Genomic DNA, 15083 nt, shown 5'->3' on the forward strand with positions numbered 1-15083 from the left:
TCATCGTCACATTAGCGCACTTTAAGCGCGGCAAGCCCGATTAACACAAAAATAACCGTCAAAATCCAAAAACGCACCACCACTTTGGTTTCAGGCCAACCTTTTAATTCAAAATGATGATGAAGTGGCGCCATTCTAAAAATACGTTTTTTTCTTAGTTTGTACGAGCCAACTTGCAGAATAACTGAAACCGTTTCCATCACAAACAAGAAGCCCATAATAAAAAACACTAACTCTTGACGAATAATCACCGCAATCGTGCCAAGTGTTGCCCCCAATGCTAGCGAACCAACATCACCCATAAATACTTCCGCGGGATACGCGTTAAACCATAAGAAACCAAAGCCAGCGCCCGCAATCGCGGCACAAAATACAACAAGCTCATCAATGCCAACATTGGGCATATAATCAAAAAGCAAATGCCCAGCAAAAGCACTATTGGTAATGACATAGGCATAAACAGCAAGTCCCATTGCCACAAGCACAATCGGCAAAATGGCCAAACCATCTAAGCCATCGGTTAAGTTCACCGCATTGCTACTTCCTGTTATCACAAAATAGCCCAACAGGATCACCCAAGCACCTAGCGGAATAACCCAGTCTTTGCTAAACGGAATTGATAAACTAAAGTCCATATAGTTATGCAATAAAGCATAAACCCACAGCATTGCTACTATCGCAAAAACCGACTGCATCAAGTATTTATATTTAGCACGTAGACCTTTAGGGTGTTTTAACACGAGCTTTAGAAAATCATCTAAAAACCCAATCAAGCCAAAACTGACAAGTACAAAAAGCAATACCCATATAAAGGGACTATTTAGCTTTGCCCATAGTAAAATCGATACAACAATGGAAAAAATAATTAAGCACCCTCCCATTGTTGGTGTGTTTTTCTTCACCAGATGCGTTTGTGGTCCATCATCACGCACCACTTGCCCTATCTGCATTTTACTCAACCAGTTAATCATTGGTTTACCAATAAACAAACTAATCAAAAGTGCTGTTAATGCTGCCATCAATGAGCGCACCGTCACATAACTGCTAAAAATATGCATAAACGTAAAATATTGTGACAACCAACCGGTTAACCATAATAACATCTAAAAAAACCTTGCCTTAATGACTTTCATTGCACGGTTGAAAAACAGTGCACTACAAATGCAACGTATTCTAGTAAGCCTAACTGCAGAACACAACCAAAGCTGCGTTAAAAAAGCAATAAAAAAGGGGCGTTACGCCCCTTTTTTATTATTTATAATTGTGGATAGCTGATGATTACATCATGCCAGGCATACCGCCCATTCCACCCATGCCGCCCATTGCAGCAGCCGGATCAGCTTTGTCTTCTTTAATCTCGCCAACCATTGCTTCTGTTGTGATCATAAGACCGGCAACAGATGCCGCATGTTGTAATGCTGAGCGCGTTACTTTCGTTGGATCTAAGATACCCATCTCGATCATATCGCCATATGTGTCGTTTGCAGCGTTGTAGCCATAGCTGCCATCTTTAGCGCGAACGTTATTAACAACAACTGAGGCTTCACCACCTGCGTTTTTAACGATCTGACGTAAAGGCGCTTCCATCGCACGACGCATTAATGCGATACCATGGTCTTGATCTTCATTATCACCTTTAAGCGTCTCAAGAGCAGCTTGCGCACGAAGTAGTGCAACACCACCACCAGCAACAACACCTTCTTCAACCGCAGCGCGCGTTGCATGAAGCGCATCGTCAACACGGTCTTTTTTCTCTTTCATTTCAACTTCAGTCACAGCGCCTACACGGATTACAGCAACGCCACCGGCTAACTTAGCTAAACGCTCTTGAAGCTTCTCACGATCATAATCAGAGGTTGATTCTTCAATTTGCTTTTTGATTTGCGCAACACGTGCTTCGATATTGCCTTTTTGACCAGCACCATCGATTACTGTTGTATCATCTTTAGTAATTTGAACGCGTGAAGCCGTACCTAAATGCTCAACCGTTGCTTTTTCTAATGTCAAACCAACTTCTTCAGCAATAACTGTCGCACCAGTTAGGATAGCAATATCTTCTAACATTGCTTTACGACGATCACCAAAACCAGGGGCTTTTACCGCTGCAACTTTAACAATTCCACGGATATTGTTAACAACTAATGTTGCTAATGCTTCACCTTCAACATCTTCAGCGATAATCAATAATGGCTTGCCAGACTTAGCAACACCCTCTAATACCGGTAGTAAGTCACGGATATTAGAGACTTTCTTATCAGCGATTAAAATGTACGGGTTCTCAAGCTCAGCCGTCATATTCTCTTGATTAGTCGCAAAATATGGAGATAAGTAACCGCGATCAAATTGCATACCTTCAACAACATCTAGCTCATCTTCAAAGCCTTTGCCTTCTTCAACAGTAATCACACCTTCAGAACCAACTTTAGCCATTGCTTTAGCAATTAGCTCACCAACTGTTGCATCAGAGTTTGCTGAAATTGTACCAACTTGCTCAACGGCCTTATTATCAGCACATGGCTTAGACAATGCTTTTAATGCATCAACCGCTTTAATCGTTGCTTTATCTATACCGCGCTTAAGATCCATAGGGTTCATGCCAGCAGCAACCGCTTTTAAGCCATCTGTTAATAAAGCTTGAGCTAAAACAGTTGCCGTTGTTGTACCATCACCTGCAATATCAGCAGTTTTTGATGCTACTTCTTTAACCATTTGCGCACCCATGTTGGCAAATTTATCTTTTAATTCGATTTCTTTAGCAACAGATACACCATCTTTAGTAATTGCCGGTGCGCCAAATGATTTCTCAAGTACCACATTGCGTCCTTTAGGACCTAAAGTTACTTTTACTGCATTAGCCAATGTATTAACGCCCTCTAGCATACGAGTACGTGCGTCATCTGAAAACATTACTTCTTTAGCGGCCATGTTTCTTTCCTCTTAAATTTCTTTGTTTATTTCTAATTATAAATTTTACTTTTAAAAAATTAATTATATGATTTGGCATTATCCTCAGTATTGGGCGTATGCAATACGCCCCTACAAAAACCTACCAAGAACACTGCCATGTCAAAGATTATTCAATCACACCCATGATATCTTCTTCACGCATCATCAATAGCTCTTCACCATCAACTTTAACTTCATTGCCTGCGTACTTACCGAATAACACTTTATCACCAATTTTAACATCAAGCGCACGCACGCCGCCATCTGTTAAAACCTTACCGTGACCTGCTGCAATAATCGTACCTTGCATTGGTTTTTCCTTAGCGCTATCCGTTAAGATAATCCCGCCTGCTGATTTTTCTTCTTCCTCAGCGCGACGAACCAACACTCTATCATGTAAAGGGCGAATTGCCATATTTAGACTCCTTTTTTAACCTATTGTTAAACATTAGTTGTTTATTGCAGGCAAAAATATGGTGATAGCAATTTGCATTTCAAGAAAAAATTTTAAAGTTTTTTGATTTATTTTTTAAGAGCAAAGCAATTGATGATTTCGCAATCAAAATTTTACTTTTGACCTCACCCAGAGATGATTCATTGTTTGGATAAAATTCACACTCATTCAACATTCAACATTCAACATTCAACATTCAACATTCAACATTCAACATTCAACATTCAACATTCAACATTCAACATTCAACATTCAACATTCAACATTCAACATTCAACATTCAACATTATTATATGTATCACCAACCAATCGGCAATCTCTTTTTTAACTCATCTTTTAATCGATCCTTCACTGCACTGGTGCCTGACTCAATTAAGATGTTTTGTAATTGAGCATTATCCATCTCAATCACTGGATGAGCTAAACTACCTTTGACATTAAATTTCAGTGGCAGTTTGGCTAATGACTGATTAACACCACCGGCATTAAGCTTCGCATCATAAAATGTAATATTTGCAGGCGCATTCAGTTGAATATCACCAGATTGCCAGCCCCAAGATCCATGCATACTAATATCATATGTCTTAGCCGTGAGATTAAAGCTATTACCAAACTTAATATCACTTAACAGTTTATCCGCCGGCATACTTTTAAGCATTAAACCAAAGCTTGGCGCAATTCGACTATTATTCGCACTAACAAAATCAATATTCACGGTCTTATCGGCACTAACAATATTAATTTTTGTCGGCGCGATGGTCAGCCACGGTTGCGTTGAAAGATTACTTGCTTTGACATTTAATTGTAACTCATCACTATAATGAATATTGTTGACCATGAGTTTAGCAATCACAAGGGTTGGTGATTGCTCGATTAGGTGCAATGCCTGCCTTTGTGCGTATTGATAGACTGGTATAACATCATTAGTTTCTTTGCTGATGACTTTATCTTCCTGAGCAACCGGCTCAGGTGCTAGCCATTTAATCACGCGCACAAGCTTAGCAAGATAGTCATAATATTCGTTGGCATTTTTAATGTAATGACGCACATCAAATTGTTGTGTTTCATCCTTTTTGCTCACATCTTTGGCTGAGTCTGCTATTTTTGATTTATCATCAACTGGCGTTGCAGTATCACTTTCTGTACTTGTATTAGCATATAATGAGGCTTTGCTTTGACGTTTACTATTTGTTAGTACACGATCAACAACCACATCACTTAGCTCAAGGCGTTTTGCCAATAGTGCGCTTACATTGACTTCAGCTTTTAACTCTTTTGCAAAGAAACTATTTTGATATAAATCATCAGGGTTCGCAAAAGCTAGATCCTTGATAACTATTTTCCCATCTAAAGCATCAATATCAAGTTGACCTATATCTACTGTCGCGCCATTAACTTTAGTTAGCTGAGTAACTAAAATATTTTTGACAACTTGCGACTGCAAGAAGCTACTCATAACAAATAACAAAACAATGATCACAACCGTTACGATCACACCCCACCAACGAAACGGATGCTTCAGTTTTTTATCACGCAACTGAACCCAATCAATTTTATGTGCTGATTTGCCAAATACAGCCCATGATATGACTTTGATAGATCGCTTATTAATAATTCTATTGTAAGCTTCTTTTTCAGTCTGTAGGGTCGCCATCTTAACTTTGATAGTTTTGGCAGATCGCGCAAGCAAAATGCCCACAATCACACCCAAAATGATTGCCAAGATGAAGCTGCCGCTCACCAGATAATAATCAAATCCAGCATACGCTAATACTGGTGCGTTAATCATCCATTTAAATAAAGGTTGCAAAAAGCCATCTAATAACCAAGTCCCCAGATGATAAGATAACGCCTCTAAAACAAAAGATAAAATTTCAGCAACCGCAAAAATAATGGCTGCCACGACTAAGTTGACATTTAATAACAACAAAAGCAAAACGGCAACAAGATAGATAAATGGCGAATATTGAAATCCCGGCATAAACCCTAATAAGAAACCAAATAACGCCGCTAAAAATAACTGCATTGGATTAGATTGCCCCGTAATAATCGCTATAAGTTTTTTGATAAATTTCATCGTGATATCCTTTCTAAATCGACTCTCAAAACAAACTGTAGTCTAAAAAGCATATTCACTCAAGCTTGATACGCTTAATGCTTGACTTAAACCCTATGTGGAAATAAGCCACGAGCACAAATATAGTAACCAGTACCTTTGTATGTTGATTCCACGAATGGAAGTTGAAAATTACTCCCTTTACCAGTGTATCCATACTTATCTCCAATTACTGCGCATAAAACTATATTGTCATTTATATCAATGACTCTACCATCTGTTGGCAAATACCTATCGCCATATTGTTCCTCCGCTTTTTTAGCATCGATACTAAGCAGTACAATCTCGCCGACAATACACAAGTGTTCCTCATCTGATTCCATACCTTTATTTCCAAGATAAAAAGCATAGTTAATCTCTTGTACTATGCCATCAGTTTTTAAGCTTGGGATGATTGGCAAATAAATACCTTTAGGGTCCTCACTAATAAGCTCATTAGAAAGATTTTGAGGAATCTTTTGATCCTCTTCATAAGGTACAAAAGATCCATTTGCAATCATAAATCCTTCTCCGAGTTTAACTTGAGGCTTTAATACGCTTTGAGTTAATGTGTAATAATAAGAACCATTATTGTCATAACTATTACCATTGGTGCAAATAAAGTAAGTCAGATAATTGGTCATAGTATTGGGAAATTTTAATTTTGGGAGGTAAAACTTCTCCTCATCTAGTGTCATACCGAATCTATTCCCTAAGACCGATGATAAACTTCGATACTCCGCCACTGACAATAGACTCCCATCAGTAACATGCAGGTTTTCTAATCTCGTATTATTGTCATATAAGGCAAATAACTTAATATCTCCAACAACACATTCATTCGCAATTGCAACACCCCAAAGCATCGCCCATAAAGATAACATACATCTTATAATCATATCATAAGCCCTATTGTTTAATTTTCATGTTTATTAAAAGGGTAGTAATAAAATCAAGATTTACCACCGATATTTACAATCGATGCATTTTAATTGAGCTAATGCGCTTCTACTGTAATTCACATGTTTTCATAGCTCCTCTAGCAATCTCTCGTTATAATGCAGCCAACTCAATTTTGCTTAAAGAAGGCCTTCGCTATTTTATGGATTTGATACACTACCTTATTGACTTTGTGCTCAACCTAAATGTTCACATGAACACACTGGTTAACACCTTTGGTCTTTGGACTTATGCGCTGTTGTTTTTAATTATTTTTTGTGAAACCGGCTTGGTGATTATGCCCTTTCTACCCGGTGACTCTTTATTATTTGCCGTTGGCATTATTACTGCAACCACCAATCTAAATGTTCATTTGATGGTATTTGTACTAGCATTCGCTGCTATTTTGGGTGATAACGTTAACTATTGGGTGGGTCATTTGTTTGGTGAGAAATTATTTAAACCAGATGCTAAAATTCTTAAAACATCTCATCTTGAAAAAACCCATCAGTTTTTTGAAAAGTATGGTGCCAAAGCCATTATTATCGCGCGTTTTGTGCCAATCATTCGCACATTCACCCCATTTGCCGCTGGCATGGGAGAGATGCCCTATCGCCGCTTTATCACTTTAAGTGTTATTGCAGCATTTATTTGGGTCGGATCAATCACATATCTTGGCTATTTCTTTAGTAATATTCCATTTATGCAGGAAAACTTCAGCTATCTTGTTATTGCCATTATTCTTGTCTCAATCATGCCTGCAATTATTGAAATAATTAAAAAGCGTCGCTCACTTAAAAAACAAAAGAGCTGTTAATTCCGTCCATTTCAGATGTGATACATTTCGTATGATTCAGTATGTTTATTAATTAACAGATTGTTGATAATCTACCCCCCATCTTAGCAAGTTCATAAAGAAAGCTAATACATCATTGCAATACTCTGGGGGGAGGATAGGGTGTTTAGCAAAGTTAAGACAGGAATAAGATCTTAATTTTGTTAAACTTGCCCTTGAAAATTCATTAAGCAACTTAATAAAAAATCCTTCATCTAACCACCGTAAACTGGGTCATTGATCTTAAAAATTCAAAATACCCTCATTTAAGAAAGTGATTATTTAAAACCTTATTTGCCAGTGTTTGCTAAAGGCATCAAAATCTAACCCGCTGGGTAGTTACTTCATTTTTACATTTTATGCAACACAATCTCAGCTTCATATCCTAAAGCATTAAATGCTTTCGTAAGTGTCGATATGGTCACATTTTTTCTTTTGCCTTTCTCCAACATCTGATAATTCTGATAAGGTACGTCGAGCAAGCTTGCTATATTGGTAATTGTTTTGTTTTGTTCTTCTCTAGCTAGCTTCAAAAGCAGTGGCACAGCTATTTTAGGACTAGGGTAAATTGCAATCTCAGTTTTTTTTCTCACGCTTGGCGCTGGGATTTCATCATTGTCAGCCAGCATGCACTCAAGCAATAAATCTAAGGCTTCTTTTGCCATGGCTTTGGCTTCTTCATAATTATCACCATAAGTATTGCAGCCTTCTAAATCACGGAAAGAAACAACATAACAAACCGTGCCATCATTTTGCTTTTCTTCTGCAATAGTTGCAGGGTAACTTATATTTAAATTATCTTTCATCTATCCACCTATTTAATAATTTTAATACCAGTTTGTTTTTCGATTTGCCTAACCGTCGACTTGGGCACATCTTTCCCTTTATGCATGGCAATAATGGTCTTCTTATCATCCTTGCCATAGACAAGATGTGAACCTTTTCCTTTTCTGATTAAAAGCCAACCTTGCTTTTCCAGTAATTTAATTATGTCTTGAGGCTTAACAGGCATCTTAGTGTCATCAACCGTTTTTATATATTATAGTATGCATACCATGATATGCAAATAATATTCAGCCTGAAATCAGCTTATACATTTACCGACAAAGATTTCACCCAAGAAGGTGCGTATTGAGGAGCGAAGTTAAAACTCCAATTATATCCAGAAGTAACCTGTGACCGAATTACTTATATTCCCGAATCTACAGACACTTATTAAAATATGGGTTAGTAAAACTCAATGCCACATTATCCGACCCTTCTTAAGAGTAATCAATCAACAAAATATTTTTTATCATCTATACTCAAATCCATGGATGAATAACAATCGACAGGTTGAATTTTAATATGGATATAGAAGATCTCACAAAAAAACATTGCGTATTTTAAATGTGACCGTACAATCACTAATCAATTTACGATAACTCTAAAGAATATAATTTTATGATCGAAAATTTACGTAATATCGCGATTATTGCACACGTTGACCATGGTAAAACAACACTGGTTGATAAACTATTACAACAATCAGGGACTTTACAAACGCGTGGCGCTGATGTTGAGCGTGTAATGGATTCCAACGATTTAGAAAAAGAGCGTGGCATCACGATTCTTGCCAAGAACACTGCCATTAAATGGAATGATTATCGTATCAATATCGTCGACACCCCAGGACATGCTGACTTCGGTGGTGAGGTAGAGCGTGTCATGTCAATGGTTGACTCTGTACTACTTTTAGTAGATGCCGTTGATGGTCCAATGCCGCAAACACGCTTTGTTACTGAAAAAGCATTTGCTCGTGGCTTAAAGCCTATTGTTGTTATTAACAAGATTGACCGCCCAGGTGCACGCCCTGATTGGGTGATGGATCAAGTTTTTGATTTATTTGATCGATTAGGTGCCACTGATGAGCAGCTTGACTTCCCTGTTGTCTACACATCAGCATTAAATGGCTTTGCGACAATGGATGAAAATAATATTACCGACAATATGAATGCACTATTTGAAACGATTGTTGAGTGTGTGACGCCACCTGAAGTCGATCAAGACGGTGCATTTCAAATGCAGATCTCATCATTAGATTACTCAAGCTTTGTTGGCACTATCGGTATCGGTCGCATCAAACGTGGCAAGATCAAAACCAATACACCAGTAAGCATTGTTGATAAAAATGGCAACACAAGACAAGGTCGTGTATTACAAGTACTAGGACATATGGGACTTGAACGTGTTGAAGTGCCTGAAGCATCCGCCGGAGACATCGTCTGCATCACCGGTATTGAGGGAATTAATATCTCTGACACTATTTGTGCATTAGATTGTGTTGAAGCGCTTCCGCCACTATCTGTTGATGAACCAACAATTTCAATGACTTTCCAAGTGAACAATTCTCCATTTGCCGGTCGCGAAGGTAAATTTGTCACTTCTCGTCAAATCAAAGATCGTTTGGAAAAAGAGCTTTTACACAACGTTGCCCTTCGTGTTGAGCAACTAGATGACCCTGATAAATTCAAAGTTTCTGGTCGTGGTGAGCTTCACTTATCTATCTTACTTGAGAATATGCGTCGTGAAGGTTTTGAAATCGCTGTATCGCGCCCACATGTGATCTTTAAAGAAATTGATGGTGAAATGTGTGAGCCCTATGAACAAGCCATTATTGATGTTGATGAGCAATATCAAGGTTCTGTGATGGAGAAAATGGGCTTGCGCCAAGGTGAGCTTAGAAATATGGAGCCAGATGGCAAAGGTCGTGTACGCTTAGAGTTTGTCATTCCATCGCGTGGTTTAATTGGTTTTTATACTGAATTTTTAACCATTACCTCAGGTACTGGCATTATCAATAAGATCTTTGATCATTATGGTCCGATGAAAAAAGGGATTATTGAATCACGTTTAAATGGCACCTTGATTTCAAACTGCGCGGGTAAAGCATTAGCCTTTGCTTTATTTAACCTGCAAGAACGCGGCAAGCTGTTTATTGGTCATGGTATTGAAGTCTATGAAGGGATGATTATCGGTATTAATTCACGTGATAATGACTTAACTGTTAATCCATGCAAAGGCAAACAGCTGACCAATGTACGTGCCTCTGGCAAAGATGAAAGTATCGTCTTAACGACACCAATCAAAGTAACTCTTGAGTATGCATTAGAGTTTATTGAAGATGATGAGCTCGTTGAGATCACACCAAAATCAATCCGTCTACGCAAGAAAATGCTAACTGAATCAGATCGTAAGCGTCACTCACGTTCAAAAGAATAATCAACTCGTTGGCTGAGCGTTAGTCTAAGCCACTTATCTATGCGTGCCCTTTGGCTTAGCTCCGGGCACGCTTAAACTTAAATCGCGTACATTAAACAATTCGCCGCAAATTCAAGACAACATCTTAATCGCTTTGTGCAGTCCTTCAACCAACATATCAACATCTTCTTTGGTGTTGTAAATACCAAACGATGCACGCACTGTTGATGGTACGTTATAGCGTTGTAATAACGGTTGTGCGCAATGATGTCCTGTACGCACACACACGCCAGATAAGTCCAGTAACGTACCCAAGTCATTCGCATGAAAGCCATCAATGACAAACGTAATAACTGCCGCTTTATGTGCACTTTGGCCTAATATTCTAAGCCCCGGGATACTTTGCAATTTTTCTGTGGCATAGTGAAGTAACGCTTCTTCATGTGCTTTAATGTTACAAAGCCCAATACTTTGGACATACTCAATCGCTTTAGATAGACCAATCACGCCGATAATATCGGGGGTTCCGGCTTCAAATTTATACGGCGGATCAGCAAATGTCGTCTCATTCATTGTCACATGCTTGATCATATCACCGCCGCCTTGATAAGGAGACATTAATTTATGCCATTTCTCTTTGGCATATAACACGCCAACACCTGTCGTGCCATAGAGCTTATGTGAAGAAAAGGCAAAGAAATCACAGTCCAAGTCAACCACATCAATTTTTTGATGTACAACAGACTGCGCACCATCAACCACAATAGCGACATCAGGATGCGTTTTGCGAATATTTTGTATAATTTCTTTAATCGGATTAATCGTCCCCAACACATTTGAACAATGCGTTAATGAGATAAGTCTTGTCTTATCTGTTAACAGCGTGGGTAATACAGATAAATCAAGCTCACCTTTATCGGTTACGGGTATATATTTAATGCTCAATGATTTATGTTGACTCATCAACTGCCATGGCACAATATTGGCATGATGCTCCATCTCGGTAATGATAATCTCATCACCGACGTTAAAATACTGATCCAATAACGAGCTTGCAATTAAATTAATCGACTCTGTCGTGCCCTTGGTAAAGATAATTTCCTCCATCTTTTGCGCACCGATAAAGTGCTGAACAATCTTACGCGTGCCCTCGTATTTCTCTGTCGCTTGATCACTTAGATAATACACGCCACGATGAACATTGGCATAATCATTGGTATAGCTATCTTTCACCGCATCAATGACGATACTTGGCTTTTGCGCTGATGCGCCCGTGTCCAAAAACACCACGGGCTTGCCATGAATCGTTTGCTTTAAAAAAGGAAAGTCTTGACGAATTTTTTGTATATCTAACACTAGAATGCTCTGTTACTGTAGTTAATTAACCCCATCATTCTATGCCAAAATGATATCAATGGCATAGACCAAACAATTAAAAATTATTGATATTTTCTTTAAACCCGATTAATAAGTCCAATTTACTGAAGATTTCCTGTCTCTCTTTATCTGTAATACTGGTAATCAATGTCGGCTCTAATCTTGCCATTGATATTGATCGACATTGCTCAGGCAAAGCAAAACTATCCTGTTGCAAGTAGTCTCTTGCCGTTATTTTTATGTGCAAAATTTGGTTTTTATCATATGACTGTGTACTTAAAGGGCAAATAAATATAGGAGAGATATCATTATCAAGAAAGCTTTGATGCGTTAATACAATAACTAGTCTTTTTTTACCAATTTCACTGCCCTTATTTGGGTTTAAATTCGCCAAATACACACCAGAGTTCTTAAGGTATTTAATCATCGTCTAAACCTTTTTCAATCTCATTCAATTCTTTTTGATAATCTGTATTTCCATTCATTTGCACTAAAAATTGTGCTATTTTCTTACGTTCATTTTTGCGTTTTATGCGCGCTATTTCATGCTCAATAGCATGAGTAATAAATTTAGTTCTAGATAAACCTAGCGACTTTGCAATTAGCATACTCTCTTTCTCGAGTGAATCATCCAACTTTAATGAAATCGTTGACATAGCAATCTCCATATTTTTAAATATTTTTTAGTATATCATAAAATATATTTAATGCACTCCAAACGGTACACTTTGCTCGAAGGTTAAATCAGCAAATCGACAGAAGCGCCCTTCAAAGTGCACTTTAATACTGCCAATTGGACCATTACGTTGCTTACCGATAATAATTTCACCAAGTCCTTTATTGTCTTCCTTATCCTTATGATAAACCTCATCGCGATAAACAAACATAATCACATCAGCGTCTTGTTCAATCGCACCAGATTCACGCAGATCTGACATCATAGGGCGCTTATCAGCACGATCATCAACACCACGATTAAGCTGTGATAATGCAACGACAGGGACATTCAACTCTTTGGCAAGAGACTTCAAAGCACGAGAGATTTCTGAGACCTCTTGAGTACGGTTGTTTTCATAACCTGGCACTTTCATCAACTGCAAATAATCGACAACAATCATGCTTAAGCCGCCCTGCTCTTTATAGAGTTTACGGGCACGTGAGCGCATATCAGCAGGAGATAATCCCGCACTATCATCAATATGCATATTGAAATCTTTGGATAACACTTCCATTGCCGTTGTGATCTTTGCCCAATGTTCATCTTCTAGGCGACCATTTCTTAGTGCATTTTGCTCAACACGACCAAGAGATGAAATCATTCTAAGCACAATATCTTCTGAAGGCATCTCTAAACTAAAGACAAGTACAGGTTTTTCAGCCCCTCTGGCAACATTCTCAGCCAAATTCATGGCAAAGGTTGTTTTACCCATTGATGGGCGTCCGGCAACAATCACTAAATTCGCCGGATGCAAGCCTGAAGTTAGCTCATCCAAGTCGGTAAAGCCACTGGAGATACCAGTAATACCATCACTTGCTTCCATCATTGCATCAATGCGATCAATCACATTAGGAATAATATCGCGCACGGACTTAGGCCCATCATTACGCTGAGTATCACTCTCAGCAATAGATAGAATTTTCTGCTCAGCTACATCCAAGATATCTTCGGCTTTACGCCCTTCTGGCACATAAACCATATTGGCAATATCGGTTGCCGTATTTAACAGTACGCGTAATTTTGAGCGCTCTTTAACAATTTCAGCATAGGCAACAACGTTAGCAGCCGTTGGCGTATTTTTGGCAATCTCAGCTAAATAATGCAGTCCGCCTGCTTGCTCTAACAGTTTCTCATTTGATAATGAGTCACTTAAAGTGATGATATCAAAAGGTGATTCATCTTTAATAAGCTTTTGCATTTGGCGAAAAACAATGCGATGTTGTGTACTGTAAAAGTCATCAGGGCGCAAGATTTCTTCAATCTTAAACCATGCCTCATTATCCAATATCAGCCCACCAATGACCGAACGCTCAGCATCGATTGAGGATGGTGGTCGCTTGATATTCTCAAGCTGATTATTTAAAGACATTACTTCATTCGGATGCATACAATATCACATTACTGGTTTTGATGATCAACTGATATGCCAACTGAAGTATCAAGTGTATCATCTGTTGCTTCATTCTCTTCCCATGGCGCATCATCTTCATCATGTGCTTGACTTATTTCTTCGCCATTTTCAATCGGACTCATATCAGTCATTGCATTTGTCGTATCAGAAGCTTCAATCTCTTGCGCCTCTTTAGCAAAAATCTGCATCATAAAATCAATAAATTCACGCAAGGTTTCGGCCATAATAATAAAGTCAGCATCAAAGCGTTCTTGTTTGGTTTCGGAAACAATATCATTGGCTTTGTCTTGAACGACTTCTAAAAACTTCAATGATTTCAGCATAAACTCATCATTGATAACAAAACTCAACTGATCCTGCCATGATAATCCCAACTGAATCACTTCACGCCCTGAATCAATTAATGACAAAATATCATCGGTAAACAAATTCTGACGCTGACAACGGATAATGCCTGAAGCATCTTTGTTATCTTGCAATACACATTGATCTTCAATCGTTAGATCTTGTGGATATTCATTCGTTTTAAGCCACTGAGTTAATAGCATAGAAACTGGTAATACCTCAGGAATACGAATCTTCAAGCTGCCTAATGCCTTACGTAAATTAACGGTTAACGTGTCCGCCTTTTTAGCGGATGAGGCATTGACAATAAGCCATCCTGCTTGCGTGTCAATATACCCATTAATAACCGTATTGCGCGTAAAGGCGCGCGGCAATAAGCTTTGATAGATTTCTTCTTTTAACGTATCTTTTTCTTTCTTTTTGACTTTACGTGATTCTCTTAGCTCAATTTCCTCAACTTTTTCATCCAAGATTTCTTTGATAACACCCGCTGGCACCATCTTTTCTTGTATTTTAAATGACACCATCATAAAACCAGAAGCTGCATGTACTAATGGCATATCTTGTGCCATTGGTGATACCCAGCCCATTGATATGGGTGCACTTGTTGAGCACGGACTAAATGCATGCTCGGCTAATTGTTTTTCAAGCGCTTCGGCACTGACTGTAAAGTTTTCTGTAAATTGAAATAATGCTAAATTTTTAAACCACATAATTATTACC

Annotated in this window: 14 protein-coding genes; 2 read left to right on the top strand and 12 right to left on the bottom strand. The window is 38.4% G+C overall.

Annotated elements, in window-relative coordinates; translation table 11 throughout:
* Positions 1-11: 11 nt before the first annotated feature.
* The 5 genes from mraY to IE867_RS07850 all read right to left on the bottom strand — a co-directional run bounded on the left by mraY (position 12) and on the right by IE867_RS07850 (position 6394).
* On the bottom strand, positions 12-1103 hold the full coding sequence (gene mraY, locus IE867_RS07830; RefSeq protein WP_192484175.1) for a phospho-N-acetylmuramoyl-pentapeptide-transferase: 1092 nt from the start codon (positions 1101-1103) through the stop codon (positions 12-14).
* 175 nt (positions 1104-1278) lie between these two features.
* Complete coding sequence (gene groL, locus IE867_RS07835; RefSeq protein ID WP_192484176.1) at positions 1279-2925, bottom strand: chaperonin GroEL; 1647 nt, start codon at positions 2923-2925, stop codon at positions 1279-1281.
* Positions 2926-3073: 148 nt separating this feature from the next.
* A complete protein-coding gene (locus tag IE867_RS07840; RefSeq protein ID WP_192484177.1) occupies positions 3074-3361 on the bottom strand; it encodes a co-chaperone GroES in 288 nt (95 codons plus the stop codon).
* A gap of 337 nt (positions 3362-3698) precedes the next feature.
* A complete protein-coding gene (locus IE867_RS07845; RefSeq protein ID WP_192484178.1) occupies positions 3699-5477 on the bottom strand; it encodes a TIGR03546 family protein in 1779 nt (592 codons plus the stop codon).
* 86 nt (positions 5478-5563) lie between these two features.
* Positions 5564-6394: a tail fiber protein gene (locus IE867_RS07850; RefSeq protein WP_192484179.1), complete on the bottom strand. Its 831-nt coding sequence runs from the start codon at positions 6392-6394 to the stop codon at positions 5564-5566.
* A gap of 203 nt (positions 6395-6597) precedes the next feature.
* On the opposite strand from IE867_RS07850, the gene IE867_RS07855 reads away from it, so the two are divergent.
* Entirely contained in the window at positions 6598-7251 is a 654-nt protein-coding gene (locus IE867_RS07855) for a DedA family protein (RefSeq protein ID WP_192484180.1), read from the top strand.
* A gap of 368 nt (positions 7252-7619) precedes the next feature.
* Here the strand turns inward: IE867_RS07855 and IE867_RS07860 are convergent, their stop codons facing one another.
* Positions 7620-8075, bottom strand: coding sequence for a type II toxin-antitoxin system HicB family antitoxin (locus IE867_RS07860; RefSeq protein ID WP_192484181.1), 456 nt, complete (start codon positions 8073-8075; stop codon positions 7620-7622).
* 8 nt (positions 8076-8083) lie between these two features.
* Positions 8084-8281 carry a type II toxin-antitoxin system HicA family toxin gene (locus IE867_RS07865; protein WP_119343483.1) on the bottom strand — a complete coding sequence of 66 codons (198 nt, stop codon included), beginning with the start codon at positions 8279-8281 and terminating at the stop codon, positions 8084-8086.
* Positions 8282-8712: 431 nt separating this feature from the next.
* Between IE867_RS07865 and typA the strand changes: the two genes are divergently transcribed.
* Positions 8713-10530 (top strand): translational GTPase TypA, encoded by a 1818-nt coding sequence (gene typA / locus IE867_RS07870; protein ID WP_192484182.1) that lies wholly within the window; start codon positions 8713-8715, stop codon positions 10528-10530.
* A 111-nt stretch (positions 10531-10641) separates the two neighbouring features.
* Here typA and IE867_RS07875 read toward each other — a convergent pair whose 3' ends face one another.
* The 5 genes from IE867_RS07875 to IE867_RS07895 all read right to left on the bottom strand — a co-directional run bounded on the left by IE867_RS07875 (position 10642) and on the right by IE867_RS07895 (position 15073).
* Positions 10642-11865, bottom strand: coding sequence for an aminotransferase class V-fold PLP-dependent enzyme (locus tag IE867_RS07875; protein ID WP_192484183.1), 1224 nt, complete (start codon positions 11863-11865; stop codon positions 10642-10644).
* Positions 11866-11941: 76 nt separating this feature from the next.
* Positions 11942-12313: a type II toxin-antitoxin system PemK/MazF family toxin gene (locus IE867_RS07880; RefSeq protein WP_192484184.1), complete on the bottom strand. Its 372-nt coding sequence runs from the start codon at positions 12311-12313 to the stop codon at positions 11942-11944.
* Positions 12306-12542 (bottom strand): hypothetical protein, encoded by a 237-nt coding sequence (locus IE867_RS07885; protein WP_192484185.1) that lies wholly within the window; start codon positions 12540-12542, stop codon positions 12306-12308. Before IE867_RS07885 ends, IE867_RS07880 begins: the two co-directional genes overlap by 8 nt.
* Positions 12543-12590: 48 nt before the next feature.
* The gene (gene dnaB / locus IE867_RS07890; RefSeq protein ID WP_203249776.1) at positions 12591-13973 is read right to left on the bottom strand and encodes a replicative DNA helicase; all 1383 of its coding nucleotides are present in this window, start codon (positions 13971-13973) and stop codon (positions 12591-12593) included.
* Between the two features lie 29 nt (positions 13974-14002).
* Entirely contained in the window at positions 14003-15073 is a 1071-nt protein-coding gene (locus tag IE867_RS07895) for a recombination-associated protein RdgC (RefSeq protein WP_192484187.1), read from the bottom strand.
* Between the last annotated feature and the right edge of the window lie 10 nt (positions 15074-15083).

Origin of the sequence: Cysteiniphilum marinum (assembly GCF_014857925.1) — a bacterium.
GTDB classification, from domain to species: domain Bacteria; phylum Pseudomonadota; class Gammaproteobacteria; order Francisellales; family Francisellaceae; genus Caedibacter; species Caedibacter marinus.